Origin of the sequence: Leeia sp., assembly GCF_041909055.1 — a bacterium.
Classification (GTDB): Bacteria; Pseudomonadota; Gammaproteobacteria; order Burkholderiales; family Leeiaceae; genus Leeia; species Leeia aquatica.
The window spans coordinates 416,130-440,732 of the sequence record NZ_JAYREC010000003.1 but is presented as its reverse complement, the minus strand read 5'-3'; the positions used below and the strand labels follow the sequence as shown (position 1 = coordinate 440,732).

The window sequence follows — 24,603 nt, the reverse complement described above, 5'->3', positions numbered from 1 at the left end:
GTTGCGCCGATGATAGTGAGCAGATCGCTTGTGAAAGTAGGTCACCGCCAGGCTCCCATTTGAAGCCCCTGCAGACAGCTGCAGGGGCTTCTCGCTTTGGGGCTCTCTCACAGCACACCCTTGCATCTCTCTGTAATTCTCTATACGCTTCCCAAGATTTTAGCTTGGCTAAATAACAACATCACAAAGCCAGAGTCACGGTTACTGCAGATCGGGATGAGGACAGGGGATTGGGGCAATGGGGGCTACGGTAGAGGGCTTGCAGGCACTGTTGACGTGTGTGCAGCAGCAGGGTGGGCGGGTCGAGGTGATAGATGGCAATCTGCGCCTGAAAGCCCCGAAGGGTGCATTAAGCGCCGACCTGCTGGCAGAGCTTAAGCAACACAAGGCGGACTTGCTGGCGTATCTGCAGACCGGTGTACGCGATAAGACGGGTTCCTCCGAGTTGCTTGTCGCGCCCTTGTCGGCTGCGCAACGTCAGTTGTGGGTGCTGGATCAATTGGCACCGGGCAATCCCGTCTACAACAACCCGCTGGCTTTTCGGCTGAAGGGGCCGCTGGACAGGGCGGCTTTGGCCCGCGCTGTCCGCCATGTTGTGCAGCGGCACACTATTTTACGCAGTGTGTTTCAGCTCGCGCCCAGCGGAGAGCCACAGCAGCAGGTCCAGGCATGTCCTGCGGAGTTACTGACTGTTGTGGACGGTGCAACACTAGCCGTGGCGCACCGGGAGCAGGAGGCACAACGGCTGGCAGAGCAGGATGCGCTGACCGGGTTCGACCTGGCACAAGGCCCGGTATTTCGTAGCAGCCTGCACTGCTTTGCTGCAGATGACCACGTCTGGCTACTCAATGTGCATCACATTGCGGCGGATGGCTGGTCCATGGGTATCCTGCTTGATGAGCTAATGCTGAGCTATGCGGCTTTCCGGCAAGACCAGCTACCCTCCTTGCCTGCGCTACCCATTCAGTATGCTGACCATGCCCGGCAGCAGGATCAGATGCTGCAGGGGGAGACGCTACAAGCCTTGCTGCATTACTGGATGGACTTGCTGCACGATGCACCGGCGCTCTTACCACTGCCGACGGATTACCCACGCCCGCCAGTACAACGCTTCCGGGGCGGTAGCCTGACGCTGGATGCCGATCCCGCTTTGTTACCGGCGCTACAGCAATTGGCCAGGCAGGCAAACACCACGCTGTTTACGGTCATGATGGCCGCGTTCTCCGTGCTGCTATGGCGCTATAGTGCACAGACTGATTTATGCATCGGCACCCCGTTTGCCAGCCGCGACAAGCAGGAGCTGGAGCCGCTGATTGGCCATTTCATCAACCCGCTGGTCATGCGTAACCGCATTGAGCCTGAGCGGGGTTTCATGCATTTGCTGGAGCAAACGAGGGCGCAGGTATTGGCGGCTTATGCACACCAGGAGTTGCCATTTGACCGACTGGTCGAAGCGTTGAAGCCTGAGCGCCATACCAGCTATGCACCCTTGGTACAGGTGATGCTGGCCATGCAGAACATGCCCGGCAGCGCGGCTGAAATGACAGAGCTGCAATTCACACCCATACGGGCGGGGACGGCCAGCGCCAAATTCGATCTTTCGCTGGAGGTTATGACGAGAGCGGATGGGCTACGGGTGCATTGGGAATACGACAGTGACCTGTTTGAAGCCGCGACCATAGCCCGCATGGGGCAGCACTTCTTTAATGTGCTGCAAGCGGTGGTACAGACGCCGCAACGGCCACTTGCCTACCTGCAGGTACTGAGCGAGGCTGAGCAGCATCGCCAGTTGCACGAGTGGAACGCAACACAGCAACCGTTGTCGGGTGCAGCGGATCTGGTGTCACGGTTTGAGGCCGTGGCCAGACAATATCCGGCACAGCTCGCGGTATCCTCAGCGCACGGGACGCTGGATTATGCCACGCTAGACCGCCAGGCCAACCGGCTTGCCCATGCCCTGAGGGCTCGAGGTATCAAGGCGGGCCAGTGGGTCGGACTCTGTCTTGAGCGTAGCCCAGACCTGCTGATCGGCATATTAGGGGTACTGAAGGCCGGCGCGGCTTATCTGCCAATGGACCCGAGCTTGCCGCTGGAGCGGCTTGAACTTTTGCGGGACGATGCCCAGCCCGCACTTGTCTTGCAGGAGGAACAAGGGCCTGCCTTGGGTGGGACGTTGTTACCTGAGCTGCTGGCCACCACGCCCTGCGAGCATGCGCTTGGTGACCCTGTGCAACCCGAGCAGCCTGCGTACGTCATCTACACTTCGGGTTCAACTGGACGACCGAAAGGTGTGGTGGTGCCTCATCGGGCAGTGGTCAACCTGCTGGACCATTGGCTACGCCGTATTGGGAGCCCGCCGGGGCTGGCAGGGTCATTATGGTCCAGCATTGGCTTTGATGTGTCGGTGCATGAAATCATGCTGCCCCTCATGAGCGGAGGCTGCCTGCATCTGGTGCCGGAAGCGGTGCGCACGGATCCGGCACTGCTGCTGGACTGGATGCGGCTGCAACGGATACAGCAAGCCTATTTGCCACCGGCATTCGTACGCTGGATCATGGAGGCCCCCGAGGCACGCCTGCAGGGCCTGTCTCTCAGCCAGTTGCTGGTTGGGGTGGAGCCGCTTTCCGAAGTGGGATTGTACCGGATGCAGCAGGCGTTGCCGGGTTTGCAGATCCTGAATGGCTATGGTCCGACCGAGACCACCGTTTACAGCTGTGCCTATCACCCCGTGCAGGCGCTGGATCGACGCTGCCCGATTGGGCGCCCACTGGACAATACCCAAGTCTATTTGCTCGATGCCTGGCAAAACCCGGTGCCCGTTGGCGTTGCAGGAGAAATTCATATCGCGGGACGCGGACTGGCGCTGGGGTATCTGGGGGATGAAGTACAAACGGCGGCGGCATTTGTGAAGGACCCCTTTGCTGGCGAAGCCGGTGCCCGCATGTACCGAACGGGCGATTACGCGCGCTACCTGCCAGATGGTCATATCGAGTTTCTCGGGCGGCAGGACAATCAGGTCAAGGTGCGCGGCTACCGCATCGAGCTGGGTGAGGTTGAGGCTGCACTGCGGGCCGATCCATTAGTGCGGGAGGCGGTGGTGCTGACCGAGCAGGATGCTGCGGGTGAAGTCCAGTTGCTGGCGGCAATCGTGGCCCAGGGCGAAGCAGGTAGCCACTCGCCGGTGGAGTGGCGTAGCCGCCTGGCCCAGCGTGTACCCGCGCATATGGTGCCCAGTCTGATGGCGACGGTGGCGGAACTGCCCATGAGCAGTAATGGCAAGCTGGACCGGGCGAAGGTGCTGGCGCTGATCAAAGCCTCGGCCAGCAAGCAAGTCAACCTGGCCAGCCCGCGTGACCATGTGGAGTTTGGTTTGTACGAAATCTGGCGGTCGCTGCTGCTGCAGCCCCATATTGGCATCCGCGACAATTTCTTTGATATTGGCGGCACTTCGGTGTCCGCCATCAAGCTGTCGCATGCCATCGAGGCCCGGTTCGGCAAGAGCCTGCCGCTGCGAGATATCCTGTTGCACCCGACCATTGAGGCGCAAGGCGGGCGGCTGCGGGCGGCAGAGACCGCCGTTGCCGCCAGCAGCCTGATTACGTTCCGGACTGGCGCTGCAGGACCCAAGCTGGTTTGCATTCATCCGGCAGGCGGCACGGCGTTCTGTTATCTGTCTCTGGCCAAGGCCTTGCCGGAATCGTACGGCGTCTATGGCATACAGTCCCCTGGCGTAGAAGTGGGAGGGGCTTTCTTGCCCACCGTTGAAGCCATGGCGGACACCTATCTGGAGATGCTGGGGGGGCTGACGGATCAGCCTTTGATCCTGACGGGCCTGTCCTATGGCGGCCTGATTGCCTATCAGATGGCGTGCCAGCTGGCCCAAACCGGTAAGCGCGATGTGACGGTGTTGCTGCTGGATACCCAGGGGCTGGCGCAGGCGGAGGACCGCGCTGCCGTAGAAACCGTGAGTCTGGAAGTCTTCCGCAGCAAGCTGGTCAAATTCAATGGCATGTATCCTGGGATTGATGATCAGCAGATCGAACAGTACTTCCGCATCTATAACCATCATTTGCTGACCATGCGCGACTATGTTGCGCCTGCCTGCCCTGTGCGGGTGGTCTTGGTGCAGGCGATGGGGGGCAAGTCTCGTCCTGAGCTGCATGAGGCGCGCCAGTACTGGCTTGAGCGGGTCGCTGCTCAGGACGGGCGTGTGAAGCTGGTGCATGGCGACCATTGGGACATGCTGGAAAGCGCCGAAGTGCGACGTGTCACCGTTGTGCTGCTGCAAGAGTGGTCACGGCTCGCCCAAGGCGGCGTGAGCCAGCCACAACAGTTGCAACAGCATACCAGTGAAGTGAATTGAGCCCCGCAGGGGGTAACGAAGGAGCGGGCATGCAACAGGTCTGGGACTGGATCAAGGATGTACTGCTGGGTACGGGTGGGGCCGTGAAGTGGACGGCGCTGGTTGTCGCCCTGTTCATGTTGCTGGAAGGGGCACCATTGCGTGGCCTCCTGCACCGTGGCTATAACCTGCTGGTTTTTGCGCTGAACATGATCGGCCTCGCTGTGGTGGGATTGGCTCTGGACCGGGTGGAAGCCGCCATGCCCGAACATGGCCTGATCGGACGGCTGTTGCCGGGCTGGACGCCAGGTCATCCCGGCAGCTGGCAGAATGTGCTGTGGGCCACCTTGCTGTATACCGCGGTGTACGACTTTTTCCACTACTGGGCGCACCGGGCGCAGCATGAGTTTGCCCCGCTCTGGGTGTTGCACCGGGTACATCACAATGATAACAATATGGATGCCTCTACCTCGGTCCGGCATAGTCTGGGCGCGGGGGTGGTGGGTATGGTACTGGCCCACTTCCCCACCTACCTGATCTTGGGCGGCGGCATGCTGCCTTACTTTGGGGCCATTATCCTGTTCTGGGTCTGGTTTTTCTTTACTCATGCGCAACTGCGCTGGTCGATGGGCTGGCTGACCGCCGTATTGGTGGGGCCACAGATGCATCGCATCCATCATGGCCGCTCGGTGGCGTACCACAACCGGAACTATGCCCAGTTCTTCCCCTTCTATGACTGGCTGTTCGGTACCTTGCGCATGCCTGAGCAGGATGAATGGCCGGAGACGGGGGTGGATGGCGATGATCAGCCGCGCTGGGCCTGGCAGCAGGTCTTCTTGCCGTGGCTGCATCCGGTTACCCCTGCCGCATTGCCCGAGCCTGTTGCCCCGGCGGTAGAGGTGGCTGACGACTCAGATCCGGCAGCACCCACCATGGCAGGCCGGTAGGTTGCGGCGGCCATTCCGGACGGGTTGTGCGGCATGGTTTTGCTGAAAGCCGCAGCCCTGTTTGCCGTAACGGCCCTGGCAGAGGTGGTAGGCTGCTATTTGCCGTGGCTGGTGTTACGGCAGGGGCGGAGCATCTGGTTACTGTTACCGGCGGCGCTCTCGCTGTCGCTGTTCGCCTGGCTACTGACCTGGCACCCGACGGCAGCGGGGCGGACCTATGCGCCGTATGGCGGCATGTACATCATGGTGGCGTTGCTGTGGTTACGCTGGGTGGAGCAAGTACCATTAACGCGGTGGGACTGGCTGGGGGCAGGCATTGCCCTGCTGGGCATGGCGGTGATTGTGCTGCAACCGGCGACGGCTCGCTGAGCCCGTGCACTGCGGTGGCGTCGCATCGACGCACACCGCAGGCCGCTTAATCGGGGAGCTCGGATGATCCCATGCGCCGCAGGATGATGCCGGTCTTGCGCAGCAGCTTGCGGTCGCGCCGGTTTTTGTCAAAGTAACGCGGGTTGGGAACCATGGCCGCCAGTTTGGCGGCCTGGCCTGCACTCAGGCTGCTGGCGCTGCGGCCATAGTAGTGCCTGGCGGCGGCCTCCGCTCCAAACACCCCTTCCCCCCACTCGATGCTGTTCAGGTAGATCTCGAAGATCCGTTCCTTGCTCATCATCTGTTCCAACATCACGGTGATCAAGGCTTCTTCCGCCTTGCGCCAAGGGGTGCGCTTGGAGGACAGGAACAGGTTCTTCGCCAGCTGCTGGCTGATGGTGGAGCCGCCCGCCACGATCTTGCCTTGCTTGAGGTTTTTCTGGAAGGCCAGCTTGATGCCTTCAATGTCGAAGCCATTATGGTCGGCAAACTTGGCGTCTTCCGAGGCAATCAGCGCGGCTTTCAGGTTGCGGGAGATTTTCTCGTAAGGAACCCATTCATGCTGCAGCTCGGCGTTGGGGTTGTCTTCACGGATCTCGGCTAGCTGCTCGCGCATGAAGGCAGTATTGTCCGGATTGTGGTCTACCCACCACCAGATGTGCAGAAAAATCCACAGGTTGTACACGATGGCCAGCAGAAAGCCCCACCACAGGATACGCTTCGTCCAGAACCAGAAGCCACGTTTGCGGGGCGGGGTGGCGGGGGGCAAGGGCGCGGTATTGAGCGTCTGTTCCATCAGTTCATCCACAGAGGGGTGGGTCGCAGCAGGCTGCGGACCGGTGCCGTATCAGGCCGTACGCCCCGCCACAGCAGAAAGGCTTCAGCCGCCTGTTCCAGCAGCATGCCGAGGCCATCGGCAATACGGCTGGCCCCCAGACTGCGCGCTTGTTGCAGAAAGGCGGTCGGGGTGTCAGCGTACATCATGTCATAGGCCAGTGCATCCGGGGCAAACAGCCCGGCTGGCAAGGGCAGGGTTTCTGCGCCCAGACTGCTGGACGAGGCATTGATGACCACATCAAAACGCTGACCATCGAGATCTGGATAGCCACATCCCTCAACGGCGGGCTGATTCAGCAATCGGGCCAGCTGCACCGCTTTGTCGGCAGTACGGTTGGCAATCCACAGTGCAGAGGGCTGGGCCTGCCATAGCGGGAGCAGGGCGCCCCGAGCAGCACCACCTGCGCCGAGCAGCAACACGCGTTTGCCACTGAGCGGACAGGCCAGGTTGTGTTGCAGGTCATGCACCAGGCCGACACCATCGGTGTTGTCCCCCAGCACCTGCACGCCGTCGAAACGCAAGGTGTTGACGGCGCCTGCTAGCTCAGCACGGGCTGTCAGCGTGCCGTGCTGGCGGGCGTAGTCAAATGCTTCCAGCTTGAACGGTACGGTGACATTCAGACCACGCCCGTCTTGCTGGCGGAAGGTGTCAACCGTCACCACAAAGCCATCCAGCGGGGCAAGCAGGGCCTCGTAGTGGAGTGCCTGCTGTTCGGCCGCTGCAAAGGCAGCGTGAATGCGCGGCGATTTGCTGTGGGCAATCGGATTGCCGATTACCGCGTAGCGGTCCATCATGCTTACCCCTGCATCCATGGTAGTTTGCGGGCCTTCCAGCCGGAGACGTTCCCCCGGTGACCGTTGCCGTCCTTGTCGCCCTCGAAGCCTTCCAGCACGTTGTAGCTGGCGCTGTAGCCAGCCTGCTGGGCTTGCGCGGCGGCATCATGTGAGCGGGCGCCGGTGCGGCACAGAAACAGCACCACTGATTCGGGATCGACCTGAGCCTTCAGCTGGGCCAGAAAGTTGGGGTTGGGCTGCATGCCCGGCCAGGTTTTGAATTCGATTTCGATGGCACCCGGCACGCGGCCGACCAACGCCCATTCGGCGGCAGAGCGGACATCGACCAGTTTGATGTGGGGATTGTGTTGCAGCAGGGCATGGGCTTCGTCCGGCTGCAGGGCGCCTGCATAAGGCAGGCCCAGCTGTGCGCCGCGCGATTTGGCGCGCAACAGGATGTCGTTGGCTTCGCTCATCGGTCAGTCATCCTTGAGTCATCAAACAGGCGCACATTATCGCATGAGTGCCAGATGGCAGCAGCCGACTTGCATGGCGCACCATGGTTGTGCATTTTCAAGAGGGTTGCACTATCATGGTGCGGTTCGTGGAGGTTGTGCTGGCTGGAACGCACCCGGATGGTGAAAAAAGGCTGGCATGCTTCATGCTACATAGTCTGCCGTTACCCGGCGCCCTGAAAAAAGGCGCATGAGGCATTCAACCAAAAGACATCCATCAGGAGACTGCAATGGCCATCGCCGATGTACTGAAGCTGATCAAGGAAAACGACGTCAAATTCGTCGACCTGCGTTTTACCGATACCAAGGGTAAAGAACAGCACGTGACCGTGCCGTCCCACGTGGTGGACGACGAGTGGTTCGAGCGCGGACACGCGTTTGATGGTTCTTCGATTGGTGGCTGGAAGGGCATTCAGGCTTCCGACATGCTGCTGCTGCCGGACCCGAATACCGCCAAGCTGGACCCGTTCTTCGACGAACCGACCGTGTTCCTGACCTGCGACGTGATCGAACCGGCCGACGGCAAGGGTTATGACCGTGACCCGCGCTCCATCGCCAAGCGTGCTGAAGCCTACCTGAAGGCCTCCGGCATTGGTGATACCGCCTACTTTGGCCCGGAACCTGAATTCTTCATTTTCGACAGCGTGCGCTGGAACGTGGACATGTCCGGCTGCTTTGTCGAGATCGAATCGGAAGAGGCCTCCTGGTCTTCTGCCAAGAAGTACGAGGGTGGCAATATGGGCCACCGTCCGGGCGTGAAGGGCGGCTACTTCCCGGTACCGCCGGTGGATGCCCTGCACGACATCCGTGCGCAAATGGTGCTGATTCTGGAAGAGCTGGGCATTCCGGTGGAAGTGTTCCACCATGAAGTGGCCAACGCCGGTCAGTGCGAAATCGGCACCAAGTTCTCCACCCTGGTGGAACGTGCCGACTGGACTCAGGTACTGAAGTACGTGGTGCACAACGTGGCGCACCAGTACGGCAAGACGGCCACCTTCATGCCGAAGCCGATCGTGGGTGACAATGGTTCGGGCATGCACGTGCACCAGTCCATCTGGAAGGATGGCAAGAACCTGTTTGCCGGTAATGGCTACGCCGGTCTGTCCGAGATGGCCCTGTACTACATCGGCGGTATCATCAAGCACGCTAAGGCCCTGAATGCCATCACCAACCCGGGTACCAACTCCTACAAGCGCCTGGTGCCGCATTACGAAGCACCGGTGAAGCTGGCTTACTCGGCCAAGAACCGTTCGGCCTCCATCCGTATTCCGCACGTGGCTTCCGACAAGGCGCGCCGTATCGAGACCCGCTTCCCGGATCCGCTGGCCAACCCGTACCTGTGCTTTGCCGCACTGATGATGGCGGGTCTGGACGGTATCCAGAACAAGATTCACCCGGGCGATCCGGCAGACAAGAACCTGTACGACCTGCCGCCGGAAGAAGACAAGCTGATCCCGACCGTGTGCGCCAGCCTGGAAGAAGCACTGGCCGCGCTGGATGCTGACCGCGAGTTCCTGACCCGTGGCGGTGTGTTCAGCAACGACTTCATCGACGCTTACATTGAGCTGAAGATGGAAGAAGTGAACAAGACCCGGATGACCACCCACCCGGTGGAATTCCAGATGTACTACAGCCTGTAAGTACGCGGTTACAGGATGACAAAACGCCCCGGTTTGCGCCGGGGCGTTTTGTTTGCTGCCGACGGCTCAGCCTTTGCCTTTGCCGCCGTGCCCTCCCCCATCACGACCCCCGCGGTCGGAGCCACCGCCATCGCGCCCGCGCCGGCCACCGCCCTCGCGGCCTCGTTGTCCTTCTGCATCCGCTTCTGTCTTTTGTGCTTCCTTTGCTTTGCGGGCTTCGCGCAGGGCCTTGCGGGCCGGCAGGTTATCCAGCGCCGGGGTTTCCGGTTGCGGCTGCAGGCTCTCTGGCTGGGGTTTGCCGGGTTTGCTCCCCGGTGACTTGCCGTCAAGCAGCTGGCCACGGGCTTTTTCAATGGTGGCCGCCTGCCGTGCCCAGCGTTCCCGTAGCCGCGCGGCGGCCTCAGGAGTGATGTCGCCGTTTTCCAGCGCTTGCTGCAGGCGCTTCTCGCGCAGTTGCCAGCGCTCAGCCAGCTTGGGCGGCAGATTGCTGCCCTGATCCGGCGTTTCTGCATGCGCCGTGCTGCCAAGAGAGGCAAGCAATAGCAGCATGGCAAGCAAGGGGTGGGCGCGCATGATCAGGCTCGGGTGCAAGGCGGAAAACGGGATGAAGGCAGTATGATGCAGGAGTGTATCTGCATTGTGTCGCGCTGTGGGAACCGTGTAAAAAGCTGTAACCTGACCGCTGTTTACCACAGGCTTTTTACGCTTGTGGTGCAACAGGGGCTTGGCAGAACGCAGCCGGCTCCCCTACAGTACAAGGCATGACAAGCCCATCCCGACGCCTGCTGCTGATTGATGACGATGCCCGCATTCGCGAGCTGTTGACCCGCTACCTCACCGAGCAGGGCTTTGACGTTGACGTCTATGCAGACGCCAGCCAGCTGGAAAAACGGCTGCAGCAGCGACGCCCGCATCTGTTGATCCTGGACTTGATGTTACCGGGTGAAGATGGTTTGTCGGTGTGCCGCAAGATTCGTGCGCGCAACGACAATTTGCCCATCATCATGTTGACCGCCCGTGGTGACGACGTGGACCGCATCATCGGACTGGAGATGGGGGCGGATGACTACCTGCCCAAACCGTTCAATCCGCGAGAATTGCTGGCACGCATCCAGGCGGTGCTGCGGCGTCAGGGGGAGGTGCCCGCGCTGGCGGCGGCGCTGGATCCGGAAGAGGTCTATGTCTTTGCCGATTACCGGCTGGATGCGGGGCAACGCAAGCTGTTTCGTGGCGAGGTTGAAGTCCCCTTGTCGCAGGCTGAGTTTAGCCTGCTCAAGGTGTTGGCCATGCATCCGCGTCACCCGCTGTCGCGTGAGCGCTTGCTGGAGTTGTCGCGTGGCCGGGAATTTGAAGCGTTTGATCGCAGTGTCGATGTGCAGATATCACGCTTGCGCAAACTGATTGAGGCCGACCCGTCGCAGCCGGGCTTTATCCAGACCGTGTGGGGCTTCGGCTATGTGTTTGTTCCAGATGGTGCGACTACCACACCTTGAAGGCGGCTGCCCTTCGATGTACAGACGGGCTTGAATGCCCCAGCCCCCGGCTGCTTGCACAGCCGGGGGCTGGGATAAGGCTGTGCTTAGCCGCCTTTGCCTTTGCCGCCTTTGTCCCCGCCTCGGCCACCGTGCTCACCATCCTTGTGCTCACCGCGGCCCTGATGTTCACCCTCCTGACCCTCACCTTGGTGCTGGCTACGCTTGGCATCCCGCTTCTCATGCTGAATGTCATGTTTCAATTCATTAAGGCGATGTTCCAGTCGGGCACGCTCCTGCCCGGTGAGGGTGCCGTCAGCACGCAGCTCGGCTTCCCGTTTCTTGATACGGTCCAGCTCGGCTTTCAGGCGATCCGCCTCGCCTTGGGTCAGGTTGCCGCTTTGCAGGCCGCGCTCAATTTGCGATTGCAATTGTTGTTCACGTTGCTCCAGGGTCTTGGGCGCCTCATTTTGTGTCGGGGTGTCTTCGGCCCGAGCCACGCCAACAGCCAGCAGCAGGGTTAACATCAGCAGAGAGATTTTCATGATTTTAAACTCCATGATCAGGTGATGACGTCGTTAGTGTGAACCCGGGCTGTAAGTGCTTTGTGTCCGCCAGGGGGGCGCTTTGTAAAAAGGCGTACCGCTGGCGGTTCTGGGTTACAGGTATTTACAGATGCTGGGCTCAGCGGCGGCGGCCGCCGTGGCGATCACGATCCTGCGCATCATGCTTCTGCCCATGAATGTCGCGGGAGGCTTTGTTCAGATCGCGCTGCAAATCCGCACGCTCGCGGGCGGTCAACTCGCCATCCGCACGATAGCGGGCCTCTTCCCGTTTGATGTGCCGCTGCTCGCGGGCCAGACGGGCGGTTTCGTGCCAGGTCAGTTCGCCACTTTTCACACCCTGTTCAATGCGCTCACGCTGCTCTTGCTGGCGGTCATTGATGGACGTGGGGTGATCGGTCTGCGGTGCGGGTTCACGCTCGGCATGGGCCAGCAGCGAGGTGAGCGAGAGGGTGAGGGCACTCATCAACAGAATGTGTTTCATGTGCAGCTCCTGTGTGGTCTTAAGGGTGATATGGCGTTTGCCATGGACCGCAGTCTGCGGTCCGCGTGTAAGCCAGTTGTGTCTGGGCGGGTACGGGCTGTAAAAAAGCGAGCGGCCACATGGCTTGCGTTACAGCGATTTACAACTGAGGCGTGTGGCAGATCGGCAAAGCGGGCGGCTTGGTCGTATCATGCAGACATGACACGCCTGAACCTGCAGCGCTGGATGCCGCGCACCCTGTTTGGCCGACTGGCCGTCGTGGTCATCGTGACCTTGCTGTTGTCGCAATGGTTTGCCTGGGGCGTGTTGCGCTACTACCGGCAAAATCTGGTGGCGGGGCAGCTGAGTGAACAGGTGCTGGATACCTTGTCCGAACTGGAGGGGCAGCTGGAGGCCGTGCCGGAGGCGCAGCGGGCGCAATGGCTGCGTGCCTACAACCGGCCCTATGGTCCCAACCTATATCCACTGAGTGAGGCTTATCCGCCTGCAGACAACAATATCCCGGCGCAAGAGCAGGCGATTGTGCGGCAGCTGCAAGCGGACCAGCTGCCGATTCATGCCGTGCGCGTCCAGCGCCAGCCCAACTGGCGTTTGTGGCTGCAAGTCGATGTGCTGGAGCGCCCGTACTGGTTGTCCATTCCGCTTGGGCGTATTCGCAATGAACGGCGATGGCCGTTGCTGGTGGGTATCAGCAGCTTTACCCTGCTTGCCATGTTGGGCGCATCCTTCTTTGTCTGGCGCCTGAACCGGCCCCTGCGCGCACTGGGGATGGCCAGCAAGTTGCTGGCGGAAGGACAGTCACCGCCGCTGCTGGTGTCGAGCGGCCCGCAAGAGCTGCGGCTGCTGACGGATCAGTTCAACCAGATGGTGACGTCGCTGCGCGATGCAGACGATGCCCGACGACTGATGCTGGCGGGCATCAGCCATGACCTGCGTACCCCGCTGACCCGGATGCGGCTGGCGGTTGAAATGATGCATGACGACAGCCTGCGCGACGGCATGCTGGGCGACCTGCAGGATATGGAACGCATCGTGCAGCAATTCATGATCTATATCGGTGGCGGCCCCAAAGAACGGGCGGAGGTGACCGAGCTGCATGAACTGCTGCGACCGTTGCCAGATAAATACCCCTCAGGGCAGCTACAGCTGCACCTGGCGGCAGAACCGCTGCCAAAGCTGGCACTGCAGCCGCTGGCGATGAGCCGCCTGCTGGGTAATCTGCTGGACAATGCCTTCCGCTATGGCGCGCCACCAGTCATCGTACAAACCGGACAGGATGCGCAGCAGGTCTGGCTGCAGATACGTGACCATGGGCAGGGTATTCCGGAAGCGGAGGTGGCCCGCCTGCTGCAGCCGTTTGAGCGCGGCAATGCGGCACGTGGCGGCGATGGCGGCAGCGGACTGGGGCTGGCCATTGTGGCGCGCATCACCCGTGAGCAAGGCGCACAATTGCGTCTGGCGCAGGCCGACGAAGGCGGGTTACTGGTTGAGCTGCGCTGGCCACGGCCTGCATGACGTTGCTGTGTTGCAACACAGGTTCAATGCTACAATGGCAGTATCACGCGGCAATCGGCCGCCCAGAAGGATGTGTACGACCCCAATGGACTTACCCAGTAAACGCAGTTACGCGTTCCCCTTGCAACATCGTTGTTGATCCCTTCGGGCGTTGAGCTGCAGCCCCCGATGGGGCGGAGCTTGGCGTCATGACCACCGAACTCGAACAAAAACCGCAGGAAAGCCTGCAGGACAACCTGAAACAAGTGGTTGCCCTGCTGCACAAGCACAAGCTGGTTGAGGACCTGATTCACAAGCAATCCGGCCCGCATCAGGATCTGGTGGAAACCCTGGTCCATCGCCAGCATCTCACCGAGCTGCAAAAGCGGCTGGATGCCTTGCATTCGGCGGACGTGGCACACATTCTCGAAGCGCTGCCGCTGGCCGACCGTCTGACCGTCTGGCATATGGTCAAGGCCGAGCGTGACGGCGACATCCTGCTGGAAGTCTCCGACTCGGTACGGGAATCGCTGATCGCCGACATGGACGATCAGGAACTGCTGGCGGCCGCCGAATCACTGGATGCGGACGAGCTGGCCGATCTGGCCCCCGATTTGCCAGAAGACGTGGTGGCTGAGCTGATGACCGGCCTCGACGCCCAGGAGCGCGAGCGGCTGCAATCGGCCCTGTCGTACGAGGACGATCAGGTCGGCGCGCTGATGGACTTCGAAATGGTCACCATCCGCGATGATGTGTCGCTGGAAGTGGTGTTGCGCTACCTGCGCCGTTTCGATGAGTTGCCGGACCACACCGACAAGCTGTTTGTCGTCGACCAGGCGGGCCTGCTGCAAGGGGTGCTGCCACTCAAGCGTTTACTGCTGAATGATCCGGACAGGCGCGTGCTGGAGGTGATGGCGGATGATCCGGTCACCTTCTCGCCGGGGGATGACGTCAGCGATGCAGCACAAGCCTTCGAACGCTATGACCTGATTTCCGCCCCGGTGGTGGATGCCACCGGCAAACTGTGCGGGCGGCTGACCATTGATGCCATGGTGGACGTGATTCGGGAAGAATCCGACAGCGAGATGCTGAACCTGGCCGGTTTGAAGGAGGAAGAGGATATCTTTGCCGGGGTGTGGCGCTCGGTGAAGAACCGCTGGGCCTGGCTGGCCATCAATCTGGTGACCGCCTTTGTGGCATCCCGGGTGATTGGCCTGTTTGAAGGTTCCATCGAAAAACTGGTGGCGCTGGCAGCGCTGATGCCGATTGTGGCGGGGATCGGCGGCAATTCCGGCAACCAGACCATCACCATGATCGTGCGCGCCATGGCGCTGGATCAGCTGCATCCGGACAGCGCGCGCTGGATGTTGAAAAAGGAAATCGGCGTCAGCCTGGCCAACGGGGTGATCTGGGGCGGCTTGATCGGCGTGGTGGCCTACGCGCTGTATGGTAGCCCCTTGCTGGGGCTGGTGATGACGGCCGCCATGACCTTGAACCTGATGCTGGCCGCCTTCATGGGGGTGATGATCCCGATGACCCTGGTCAAGCTGGGGCGTGATCCCGCCATGGGGTCTTCGGTGATGATCACCGCGTGCACCGACTCGGGCGGCTTTTTCATCTTCCTCGGTCTGGCGACCGTGTTCCTGCTGTGAGTGACGATAGCCTCGATCAGCTGCTGCGCCATTGCGGCCTGCCCCGGCTGGAGGCGCGCCTGCTGCTGCAGCAGGTATTGCAGGTCAACCATGCCTGGCTGGTGGCCCATGGCGGGGAACCCATCTCGAGCGATGCCCGGCTCGACTTTGCCACGCTGGTGCAGCGCCGGCTGGCCGGGGAGCCGATTGCGTATTTGCTGGAGAGCCGCGAATTCTACGGGCGGCCCTTCCGCGTCACGCCTGCCGTGCTGATCCCGCGCCCGGATACCGAGCTGCTGATCGAGCAGGCACTGGCCCATCTGCCGGCAGATCCCCCGCTACAGGTGCTGGATGTGGGTACCGGCAGCGGCTGTATCGCCATTACGCTGGCACTGGAGCGGCCACAGTGGCAGCTGACGGCGCTGGACCTGTCCGATGCCGCCTTGCAGGTGGCGCAGAACAATGCCAGGCGACTGGGCGCCGCCGTACGGTTCGTGCACAGCGATTACCTGAGTGCCGTCACCGGGCAGCAGTTTGATGCCATCGTCAGCAACCCGCCCTATATCCCGCAGGGAGACCCCCACCTGCAGCAGGGTGACTTGCGCTATGAACCCGCCAGTGCCTTGACCGATGGTGCCGATGGCTTGCAGGCTTACCGCGCACTGGCCCAGCAGGCGAAGGCCTGCCTGCGCCCCGGCGGCTGGTTGCTGGTCGAACATGGTTATGACCAGGGCGAGACGGTACCTGCCTTGTTGCAGCAGGCGGGCTGGCAACAGATCCATTTGCACCATGATCTGGCCGGGCAAGCCCGCGTCACCTGCGCGCAGCGGCCGGAGGGCTGAATGAGTCAGGCTGCCCTTCGCCACTATGCGGCCAGCCATGGCAGCCATGCCCATGCGTTCAGCCAATGGCTGTGCTGTCTGCAGGGTGCGCTGGAGCTGGAAGTGGAGGGGCATCTGTACCGGGTATTGCCGGGCAGCGGGGTGTGGATCCCGCCGCAGAGCCACCATGACTTTGCGGGCTATCATGACAATCAGTGTCTGGTGCTGGATTTGCCGGTGGAAGTCTTTCCGCTTCGCCCGACCGCATTTGGCTGGCCCACCGCCTTGCGGCCCTTGTTGCAGCAGCTGCAACAAGCCTTGCAGCAACGCCCCGACCATGTCGGGCTGCAGGCCGCCGTCGCAGGTGTGCTGTGCTGGCATCAATCCCCCATGCGTACGGCAACCCTGCCGCTGGACGCACTGGGCCACTGGGTGAGCGCCCATCTGCACCGGCCAATCGCCGTGGCCGAACTGGCGCAGCTATGCGGCTGGTCCGTGCCGCATTTTCACGATTGCTTCCTCCAGCATACGGGACTCACCCCGCAATCCTGGTTACGTCAGCTGCGTTTGCAGGCCGCCCGGCAGCGGTTGCAGCAGGGTATGGCGGTGGCTGCGGTAGCGGCACAGGTGGGGTATGCCTCCCCCTCCGCCCTCACCGCCGCCTTGCGGCGCAGCGATGGGGTGCGCGCCCGTGACCTGTGGCCGGATACGCACAAAATCGGCACCCCATCCTAGCCTTGCGACGATCCGCCCCGTCCTGCCGCGCTAGCATGGGGTTTTTGCCGAGGAGCATGTCATGCTGTGGGCGCTGATGGCCATCATCCTGTGGGCCAGCCTGGCGGTACTGGGGCTGGCGCTGGCGCACTGGCCGCCTTTCTTGTTGACGGGCCTTTCCCTGCTGCTGGGGGGGCTGTTGAGCCTGCCGCACTGGCGGCAATGGCGGGTACCGTTACGCACCTTGCTGCTGGGGGTGTACGGCCTGTTCGGCTTCCATTTTCTGCTGTTCATGGCGTTACGCCACGCGCCGCCGATTGAGGCCAATCTGATCAACTACCTGTGGCCTTTGCTGATTGTATTGCTGACGCCCCTGTTTCTGCCGGGGCACCGCTTGCGGGCCGTGCATGTACTGGCGGCGGTGCTGGGCTTTGCCGGAGCGGCACTGGCCATCGTTGGCGGGCGACAGTTCAGCCTGCAGGGCAGTGGCGTCGGCTTTGCGTTGGCCGGCTGTTCGGCCTTGGTCTGGGCGAGCTACTCACTGGCCAGTCGTCGGGTACCCCCATTCCCGACAGCGGCGGTCGGCGGTTTTTGCATGGTATCCGCTGCGCTGGCCTTGCTCTGCCACGGGCTGTGGGAGCCTGCGGTGGTGTGGCGGACGGTAGATGGTGTGAGTCTGCTGCTGCTGGGTCTGGGGCCGATGGGCGCGGCCTTTTACCTGTGGGATCGCGCGCTGAAGCAAGGCGATCCACGCCGGATCGGGGTGCTGGCCAACCTGACACCGCTGCTGTCTACCGTGGCCCTGCATCTGTGGACCGGGCGGCCACTGAGTGGGCAGATCGGGCTGGCCGCCGTGTTGATCAGCGGGGCAGCCAGTCTGGTCTGGTGGTCCGGGCGGCGGGCTCAGTCGTCCTGATCGGCCAGCGCCTGTTCCACGGCGCTGGCGGCGGCTTCAAAATGCAGCTGTGCGGTGCTGGCTTCATCCAGCTGGGTCAGCAGGCGAGCCAGTTCAATATGGGTGACCGCAGAGGGGGCGACGGCCAGACTGGCTTCCAGATAGCTGCGCGCCTTGCCCCAGAGCTGTTGCTGGCGACAGAGGCGCCCCAATGCCAGCAGCAGGCTGGCATCCTGCGGGTGTTGCTCCAGCCAGGCTTCGGCCTGCTGCACCCGCGCCAGCACTTCATCTGCCGGTGCATCCGCAGGTAACTGGCTCAGTGCCAGCACGAGGGCAGGCTCCCAGCCATGCTGCAGTGCCTGGGTGAGGACTGACCGACTGTCTTCCCACTGTTGCCAGTCCGTCAGCTTGCGGGCTGCGGTCAAGGCCATCTTGCTGTCCAGTCGGTAGTCAGCCGGCAGCTTGCTCCAGAAGCGGCGGAACGGCACCAGCTCCTGCACCTCATCCCGCAGCTGGCGGGTGAAGGCATGCTTGCGCAACTGCTCGGCTTGTACCGGGTTGATGGCCTCACTCTTTTCCAGTTGGGCAATCAGCGGCAGCACATGGGCAAACTGGCCCAATTGCTGGCGAGCGGTCAGCTCCAGCCGCAGGGCAGTGGTCAGCTTGGGCGCAATGTTCTTGGCGGTATGCAGGGTTTCCAGCGCTTCTTCGTAGCGATGTGCCTTCAGTTGCAGCGAGGCTTGCACCATCAGCCGGGCGAGGTGGGTATCTGGCGTTGCCAGTTCGCTGCGCGCCAGATAGGCATCACGCTTGTCGGTATTCTTGATCGAATCGGCTGCAGCGGCGGCCAGCAGCGCACTGATGGCGCGTGACTGTGGCGATTCTTCCAGCTCCAGCGTTTGCGAAGCCAGCCGCTCGGCGCGTGAGTAGCGACCTTCAAAGTAGGCCAGCAGCGCATCCAGCAGCGATTTCTGCGCCGCATTGCGGCGCTTGCTGCGGTGGTAGTCGCGTACTTTCTGCGGCAGCGCCAGTGTGGTGGCGGCGGCACGGATGATGAAATAGGCGACAATGAAAGCCAGCACCGTCAGAAATACAAAGGTGTTGAAGCTGATGTCGATGCGATAAGGCGGCACAATCAGGATGGCATAGCCGGTGTTGACCCGGCTGAGCAGGGCCAGCACCACCGCCAGCACAAACAGCAGCAGGGTCCAGAACAGCGCCCTCATGGATGGGCTCCTGCGGTGAGCTCCTGCTCTTGCAAGGTTTTCAGGCTGCCGAGTGCGCTCAGGCTGGCCGTCAGATCGGGCAATTTGACTTGCAACGGCGTGGCCAGCATCTGGTTCAGCTGGGTCAGGCTCTGCTTCACGTCCATCGACTGAGTATCAAAGAAGCCCTGCAGGCTCTGGCGCACGGCTTGCAGATCGGTGCGGAATACGTTTTCGTCGCGCTGTTGCAAGGCGGTGCGGGCGGACAGCAGTCGCAGCTTCATGTTCTCGCGCACAAAATAGGTCTGCTCGGCGGGCAGCAGCGGGGCATCCGGCTTGTCAATACGGCGGATACGGATCAGCTGCTTGATTTCGCCCCAGATTTCCTTGGACAGGCTGTCCGGCTCTTCCTTGACGTTAGGCAGCTTTGGCGCCTGTTGCGGGCGGCTGTCGATGCTGAAGGGCAGGTTGTCCACCACGGCCAGCATGGCATCCAGCCGCATGGTCAGGTTGACGGTATCCACATTGGGCAAGGTCTTGAGGGTGGCAATGTCTTTGCCCACACTCTGTCGCAGCGGCAGGAACTTGGGATTATCCTCCAGCGCCAGCCGCGACTGGGCCCCTTCCAGTGCCACCAGCGCGGCGCGCGGGTCGTTGGCAATCTGCAATTGCTGGCTGGCGGCCATCAGCAGCTGTTCGACTTCCGCCAGCAGCAGGCTGTCACGGTGCTGGTTCAGGTTCTGGTACAAGGCGGCCAGCGTGGCCTGCTGGCTTTGCGACTCGGCCATGCGGGTTTCCAGCGTGACCAGGCGTGAGCGCTCTTCAATACGCGCGCGCTCAATACGCTCAATCAGGTCACGGCTTTGCTTCTGGAAGGCGCCGGTTTCGGCCAGTCGCAGACCGACCTCACTCCTGAGCTGGCTCAGTTGCAGGCTGTTGTCGCGCCATTGCCAGATCAGGATGCCGAGGGCCACCAGGGCTACCAGCAAGGTCGGGTTGATCCGTTCAACCAGTCGCTCACCCAGGCCGGGGCGTTGTGGTTGTACGGGAGAAGCAGGTGTCGGTTCAGGCATCACAGTACGGCCAGTGGTCACGGGTGGGGGCGGCACATCCGGCGCGGCAGACAAAGCCTTCAACAAGGCGAGGTCACCACCGCTGCCGGCTTCGACAGCGCTGCCGCCGTGTGCCCGCACGGTATCCCCAATTTGCGGATGGGTGACACCGATCGGGATGGATTGTAGCTGCTTGAGCAGGCTTTCTCCAGCTGAGCTGAACAGATGGCGGGCCGCCTCACTGCTGGTGACGATAAAGGCATCCGGCGGGTCACTGCTCAGCAGGTCGGCCAGATGCTGTGCGGTATCCTGTGGCAGCAGTCGACGGTAGCAGGGAATGTACTCTACCTGCGCCCCGCGCGCTTGCAAGCCATCACCCAGCTCCGCCTTGCCGTCTTCGCCACGGAAGATCAGGATCCGCTGGCCGTCCACCGTCTGCAGCTCGGGCAGGGCCAGCACACCTTGGCTGTCGTACTGCTGGCGTGGGCACAGTACATCCGTGATGTGGGCTTGCTGCAAGGCGTGCGCGGTACCCGGGCCAATGGCCACAGCTTGCACCCCTTCTGGCCAGCTGCCGTGTGCCAGCAGCAGCGGCAGGGCCTGCTCGACGGCATTGGGGCTGACGAAGATGGCGAAACGGGCGGTGGACAGCGTTTCCGCCGCTTGGCGCAGCTGATGCGGATCAGGTAGCGGCTCGATCACCAGCAAGGGCAGCAACAGGGGTTCGCCCCCCAGCTCCCGGATGGATTGCATCAGGGCACTGGCTTGTGCTGCCGGGCGGGTAACGACAATACGGCGGTGGTGCAGAGGTGGGTTCACCGAAGTCCAGTCAGGGCAGACTCAATGCTGCCATGATAGCATCCGCGCCCTGCGCAATCAGTGCCATTGCGGCGGCTTCACCCAGTTGTGTTGCGTCTGTCATACGACCGCGCTGCTCGGTGCGCAGCACTTGCTGGCCATCGGCTTGGGCCACGAAACCGCGCAGCCACAGCTGCTCACCTTCCAGTACCGCAAATCCCCCTAGCGGCACCTGACAGCTGCCACCCAGCTTGCGGCTCATAGCGCGCTCTGCTTGCACGCAGGCCGAGGTGGCGGCGTGATCCAGACCGGCCAGCAGCGTGATCAGCTCAGGGCGATCACTGCGGCATTCAATGCCAATTGCGCCTTGGCCGACGGCGGGCAGGCTTTGCTCCGGCGGCAAGACGGCCCGGATGCGTTCTGCCAGCCCCAGCCGCTTCAGCCCGGCGACGGCCAGGATGATGGCGGCGTACTGGCCTTCATCCAGCTTGCGCAGGCGGGTGCCCAGATTGCCGCGCAAGGGCTCGATACGCAGATGCGGGTACTGCGCGCGCAACTGGCTTTCCCGCCGCAGGCTGGAGGTGCCAACTACGGCGCCGGATGGCAGCGCTGCCAGGCTGTCATACTGGTTGGATACCAGCGCATCAAAGGGTTCCTCCCGCTGCAGGATGGCGGGCAGGGCAAAGCCCTCCGGCAGCAGCATGGGGACGTCTTTCATCGAGTGCACGGCCAGATCGGCACGGCCTTCCTGCATGGCCAGTTCTAGCTCCTTGACGAACAGGCCTTTGCCACCAATTTTTGACAGACTGACATCCAGAATGCGGTCTCCCTGGGTGGTCATGCCCAGCAGTTCAACCTGCAGCCCCGGATATTGCGTTTGCAGCAGATGACGCACGTGTTCCGCCTGCCACAACGCCAGCGGGCTTTCACGGGTGGCGATGACGAGGCGGTCGGGGAAAGACATGAAAAAGTCCTTGATGATCAACTGTTAAAGGTGAACTGACAGTCTCATTGTACCATGCAGCAAATCGGCAACGGCTTGCGCTGGCGCAAGCAAAAAAACCTTTGCCGCGTTGCAATATTTTCGTCAAGATACGGCTTGTAGTTTGATTACATCATAAGAGGTGTTTTTTATGTAATGAAGGTGCCGAAAAGGCACCGGGCGTGGTGGTGATGCCGCAAGGCCGCATCACGCAGAATCGGGGGGATGCAAGGTGCGGGAAGAAGCAGAAGTCAAGTTGCGGCGTGACAAGGATGGACCCCTGCAGGACGATATTGCCCTGCTGGATCGCCTGTTGCTGGAAGTGCTGGCCTGTGTGGAAGGGGTGGAAACCGGGGCCACCATTACCCGCATCCGTGAAACTGCGCATGCCTTGGGGGATGCGGATCCCACCCAGCGCGCGGCGCTGGAAGCCGAGCTGACCCAGCTGTCGCATGGCAATACCGTGGCGCTGGTGCGGGCATTCGCCTACTTCTCCCACCTGTCCAATATTGCCGAAGACCTGCACCACAACCGTCGCCGTCGTATCCACCGCATTGAAGGCTCCGCGCCACAGGTCGGCAGCTTGCCGCATGTGATGCAGCGGCTGCAGGAACAACAAGTGACGCCGGGCAGTGTGCTCGAGCTCCTGCAAAATGGCTGGCTGTCGCCGGTGCTGACCGCGCACCCGACCGAGGTGCAGCGCAAGAGTGTGCTGGATTGTGAGCGCGAGATCGCCCGCCTGCTGACCGTGCGCAGCAACCCGTGGCTGACGCCGGAGGAGATGGACGCCAATACCGCAGCCTTGCGTCGCCTGGTGATGACCTTGTGGCAGTCGTCCGAGATTCGCAGCTTCAAGCTGACGGTATTCGACGAGATTCGCAACGGCCTCGCCTATTACGATTACACCTTCCTGCAGCAGTTGCCCGCGCTGTACCAGAATCTGGAAGCGGCGCTCGGCCAGCAGCTGGGTGCCCCAGTCGAGCTGCCCGCCTTTTTCCGCATGGGCAGCTGGATTGGCGGTGACCGCGATGGCAACCCCTTTGTCAACGCCGAAGTGCTGCGCTACGCCTTCAAGGTGCAGGCTGAAGTAGCCTTCCGCCATTATTTTGATTTGTTGTCGCGACTGGAATCGCGGCTGATGCTGTCCTCACGTGAGGTCAACGTGACGCACGATCTGGCTGCACTGGCCGCCAGCTCGGTACAACAGCCGGAAAGCCGCAAAGACGAGCCGTACCGGCTGGCGCTGATGGCAATTCGGCAAAAGCTGGCCGCCAAGGCGCTGGCACTCGGGCTGGATGGGGTGCGTACCTTCTGTGAAGGGGCGGAAGCGTATGCTACCCCGGCGGCCTTCCTCGCCGATCTGGCGGTGGTGGAGCATTCGCTGGAGTCGCATCAGAGTGGCTGGCTGACCGAGGGGACGCTGGCGCGTCTGCAGCGTGCGATCCAGGTATTTGGCTTCCACCTGGCCACGATTGACGTACGCCAGCACTCTGGCGTGCATGAGCGGGTGGTTAGCGAACTGCTGGCGGCTGCCGGGCTGGAACACTACCCGGCGCTGGACGAAACGGCCCGCCTGCGGGTGTTATTGCGTGAGCTGACCTCACCCCGCCCGCTGCGTTCGCCCTACTTTGCCTATGGCGAAGAAACTGCCAAGGAGCTGGCGATTTTCGACGCCATCCGCGATATTCGGCAGCAATTCGGCAAGGATGCCATCGTCCACGGCATCATTTCCAACGCCAACAGTGCGTCGGATGTGCTGGAAGTGGCGCTGATCCAGAAAGAGTGCGGCATGCTGCAATTGCTGCCAACGCCGAAGACCGAGCTGATGGTGGTGCCGCTGTTCGAAACCATCGACGACCTGCAGCGCAGCGCGGGCATCATGCGCTCCCTGTTCGAGCTGCCGTTCTACCGCGCACTGGTGGACAGCAAGCGCGGTACCCAGGAAATCATGCTGGGTTATTCTGACAGCAACAAGGATGGCGGCTATCTGACCTCCAACTGGGAGCTGTATCAGGCCGAGGTGGCGCTGGTGCAGGTTTGCGATGCCGCAGGGGTCAAGCTGCGCCTGTTCCACGGTCGTGGTGGTTCGGTAGGGCGTGGTGGTGGCCCCAGCCATGAGGCGATTCTGGCGCAACCGGCGGGTACGGTGCGCGGGCAGATTCGCATCACCGAGCAAGGTGAGGTGATCGCCTCCAAGTACGCCAACGCCGAGATTGGCTACCGCAATCTGGAGACCCTGCTGACGGCCTCATTGGAAGCCAGCCTGCTGCACCCGCCCACCGACCCGACCGATCCCGGCTGGCTGGAGGCCATGGCCGAGTTGTCCAATGCCTCATTCCGCGCCTACCGTGGGCTGGTGTATGAGACGGAAGGTTTCGAGACCTATTTCTCGCAAGCCACGCCAATTGCCGAGATTGCGGCACTGAATATCGGCAGCCGCCCGGTAGCGCGCGGCGGCTTCAAGGGCATCAGCTCCCTGCGCGCGATCCCCTGGGTGTTCAGCTGGTCACAATCGCGGCTGATGATTCCGGGCTGGTATGGGCTCGGCAGTGCCGTTGCCCGCTTCGTCGAGCAGCGAGGTGACGAAGGCTGGGTTTTGCTGGGCCGGATGTACCGCGAGTGGCCGTTCTTCAAGACGGTGCTGTCCAATATGGAGCAGGTGCTGGCCAAGACCAATCTGGTGATTGCCGGTCGTTATGCTGAGCTGGTGACTGACAAGGCGCTGTCGCAACGCGTTTTCGGCACGCTGGTGGCGGAACGCGAGCGGACCATTGCTGCTGTGTTGCGCATCACCGGGCATGAAGCGCTGCTGGCCGGGAACCCGACCCTGGCGCGCAGTCTGAACACCCGCCTGCCGTATCTGGACGCGCTGTCGCACATTCAGGTGGACCTGCTCAAGCGTTTGCGCGGCGGGGATGAAGAGCCGATGGTGAAGCTGGCCATTCTGCAGACCATTAATGGGGTGGCGGCGGGGTTGCGCAATAGCGGCTGACGAGCGGTGGCTGCGGGCTGCGCCAGAGCATGGCGCAGCCCGCAGTGGCATGCTATAAGGGTAAGCTCGTCTACTG

General features: G+C 62.0%; 20 protein-coding genes. 11 read left to right on the top strand and 9 right to left on the bottom strand.

The annotated features are described in order from the left end of the window. Positions 1–238: 238 nt before the first annotated feature. Genes ACE3O2_RS10925 through ACE3O2_RS10915 form a run of 3 tightly spaced genes read left to right on the top strand, consistent with a single transcriptional unit; the run spans position 239 to position 5,658 of the window. On the top strand, positions 239–4,363 hold the full coding sequence (locus tag ACE3O2_RS10925; RefSeq protein WP_374337417.1) for an amino acid adenylation domain-containing protein: 4,125 nt from the start codon (positions 239–241) through the stop codon (positions 4,361–4,363). A 29-nt stretch (positions 4,364–4,392) separates the two neighbouring features. Then, entirely contained in the window at positions 4,393–5,289 is an 897-nt protein-coding gene (locus tag ACE3O2_RS10920) for a sterol desaturase family protein (RefSeq protein WP_374337415.1), read from the top strand. A gap of 33 nt (positions 5,290–5,322) precedes the next feature. After that, entirely contained in the window at positions 5,323–5,658 is a 336-nt protein-coding gene (locus ACE3O2_RS10915) for a YnfA family protein (protein ID WP_374337413.1), read from the top strand. A gap of 46 nt (positions 5,659–5,704) precedes the next feature. On the opposite strand, the gene mtgA is transcribed toward ACE3O2_RS10915, so the two are convergent. From mtgA to ACE3O2_RS10900, 3 genes are read right to left on the bottom strand one after another with little or no spacing between them, the layout of a single operon-like run. Continuing rightward, positions 5,705–6,454 (bottom strand): monofunctional biosynthetic peptidoglycan transglycosylase, encoded by a 750-nt coding sequence (mtgA, locus tag ACE3O2_RS10910; protein WP_168878074.1) that lies wholly within the window; start codon positions 6,452–6,454, stop codon positions 5,705–5,707. Next, on the bottom strand, positions 6,454–7,290 hold the full coding sequence (gene aroE, locus ACE3O2_RS10905) for a shikimate dehydrogenase (RefSeq protein WP_374337411.1): 837 nt from the start codon (positions 7,288–7,290) through the stop codon (positions 6,454–6,456). Before aroE ends, mtgA begins: the two co-directional genes overlap by 1 nt. Positions 7,291–7,292: 2 nt before the next feature. After that, positions 7,293–7,745 (bottom strand): rhodanese-like domain-containing protein, encoded by a 453-nt coding sequence (locus tag ACE3O2_RS10900; protein WP_168878073.1) that lies wholly within the window; start codon positions 7,743–7,745, stop codon positions 7,293–7,295. 269 nt (positions 7,746–8,014) lie between these two features. On the opposite strand from ACE3O2_RS10900, the gene glnA reads away from it, so the two are divergent. Further along, the gene (gene glnA, locus ACE3O2_RS10895) at positions 8,015–9,424 is read left to right on the top strand and encodes a glutamate--ammonia ligase (RefSeq protein ID WP_168878072.1); all 1,410 of its coding nucleotides are present in this window, start codon (positions 8,015–8,017) and stop codon (positions 9,422–9,424) included. Between the two features lie 66 nt (positions 9,425–9,490). On the opposite strand, the gene ACE3O2_RS10890 is transcribed toward glnA, so the two are convergent. Next, the gene (locus ACE3O2_RS10890; protein ID WP_374337409.1) at positions 9,491–9,997 is read right to left on the bottom strand and encodes a hypothetical protein; all 507 of its coding nucleotides are present in this window, start codon (positions 9,995–9,997) and stop codon (positions 9,491–9,493) included. A 188-nt stretch (positions 9,998–10,185) separates the two neighbouring features. On the opposite strand from ACE3O2_RS10890, the gene ompR reads away from it, so the two are divergent. Continuing rightward, positions 10,186–10,917 (top strand): two-component system response regulator OmpR, encoded by a 732-nt coding sequence (gene ompR / locus ACE3O2_RS10885; RefSeq protein WP_374337407.1) that lies wholly within the window; start codon positions 10,186–10,188, stop codon positions 10,915–10,917. 86 nt (positions 10,918–11,003) lie between these two features. Here ompR and ACE3O2_RS10880 read toward each other — a convergent pair whose 3' ends face one another. After that, on the bottom strand, positions 11,004–11,441 hold the full coding sequence (locus ACE3O2_RS10880; protein ID WP_374337405.1) for a hypothetical protein: 438 nt from the start codon (positions 11,439–11,441) through the stop codon (positions 11,004–11,006). A 139-nt stretch (positions 11,442–11,580) separates the two neighbouring features. Further along, the gene (locus ACE3O2_RS10875) at positions 11,581–11,943 is read right to left on the bottom strand and encodes a hypothetical protein (RefSeq protein ID WP_374337403.1); all 363 of its coding nucleotides are present in this window, start codon (positions 11,941–11,943) and stop codon (positions 11,581–11,583) included. Positions 11,944–12,141: 198 nt separating this feature from the next. Here ACE3O2_RS10875 and ACE3O2_RS10870 point away from each other — a divergent pair, with 198 nt between their 5' ends. The 5 genes from ACE3O2_RS10870 to ACE3O2_RS10850 all read left to right on the top strand — a co-directional run bounded on the left by ACE3O2_RS10870 (position 12,142) and on the right by ACE3O2_RS10850 (position 17,519). Beyond that, entirely contained in the window at positions 12,142–13,458 is a 1,317-nt protein-coding gene (locus tag ACE3O2_RS10870) for an ATP-binding protein (protein ID WP_374337401.1), read from the top strand. A 188-nt stretch (positions 13,459–13,646) separates the two neighbouring features. After that, on the top strand, positions 13,647–15,089 hold the full coding sequence (gene mgtE, locus ACE3O2_RS10865; protein WP_374337399.1) for a magnesium transporter: 1,443 nt from the start codon (positions 13,647–13,649) through the stop codon (positions 15,087–15,089). Further along, positions 15,086–15,910: a peptide chain release factor N(5)-glutamine methyltransferase gene (prmC, locus tag ACE3O2_RS10860; protein ID WP_374337397.1), complete on the top strand. Its 825-nt coding sequence runs from the start codon at positions 15,086–15,088 to the stop codon at positions 15,908–15,910. Before mgtE ends, prmC begins: the two co-directional genes overlap by 4 nt. Continuing rightward, positions 15,911–16,624, top strand: a complete 714-nt coding sequence (locus ACE3O2_RS10855; protein ID WP_374337395.1) for a helix-turn-helix domain-containing protein — start codon at positions 15,911–15,913, stop codon at positions 16,622–16,624. Positions 16,625–16,685: 61 nt separating this feature from the next. Then, on the top strand, positions 16,686–17,519 hold the full coding sequence (locus tag ACE3O2_RS10850; protein WP_374337393.1) for a DMT family transporter: 834 nt from the start codon (positions 16,686–16,688) through the stop codon (positions 17,517–17,519). On the opposite strand, the gene ACE3O2_RS10845 is transcribed toward ACE3O2_RS10850, so the two are convergent. From ACE3O2_RS10845 to hemC, 3 genes are read right to left on the bottom strand one after another with little or no spacing between them, the layout of a single operon-like run. Beyond that, entirely contained in the window at positions 17,507–18,724 is a 1,218-nt protein-coding gene (locus ACE3O2_RS10845) for a heme biosynthesis HemY N-terminal domain-containing protein (RefSeq protein ID WP_374337391.1), read from the bottom strand. The genes ACE3O2_RS10850 and ACE3O2_RS10845 overlap by 13 nt on opposite strands. Next, positions 18,721–20,574: a uroporphyrinogen-III C-methyltransferase gene (locus ACE3O2_RS10840; RefSeq protein ID WP_374337388.1), complete on the bottom strand. Its 1,854-nt coding sequence runs from the start codon at positions 20,572–20,574 to the stop codon at positions 18,721–18,723. Before ACE3O2_RS10840 ends, ACE3O2_RS10845 begins: the two co-directional genes overlap by 4 nt. 10 nt (positions 20,575–20,584) lie before the next feature. After that, complete coding sequence (hemC, locus tag ACE3O2_RS10835) at positions 20,585–21,517, bottom strand: hydroxymethylbilane synthase (protein WP_374337386.1); 933 nt, start codon at positions 21,515–21,517, stop codon at positions 20,585–20,587. A 250-nt stretch (positions 21,518–21,767) separates the two neighbouring features. On the opposite strand from hemC, the gene ppc reads away from it, so the two are divergent. Then, a complete protein-coding gene (gene ppc / locus ACE3O2_RS10830) occupies positions 21,768–24,527 on the top strand; it encodes a phosphoenolpyruvate carboxylase (RefSeq protein ID WP_374337384.1) in 2,760 nt (919 codons plus the stop codon). The last annotated feature ends 76 nt before the right edge of the window (positions 24,528–24,603 follow it).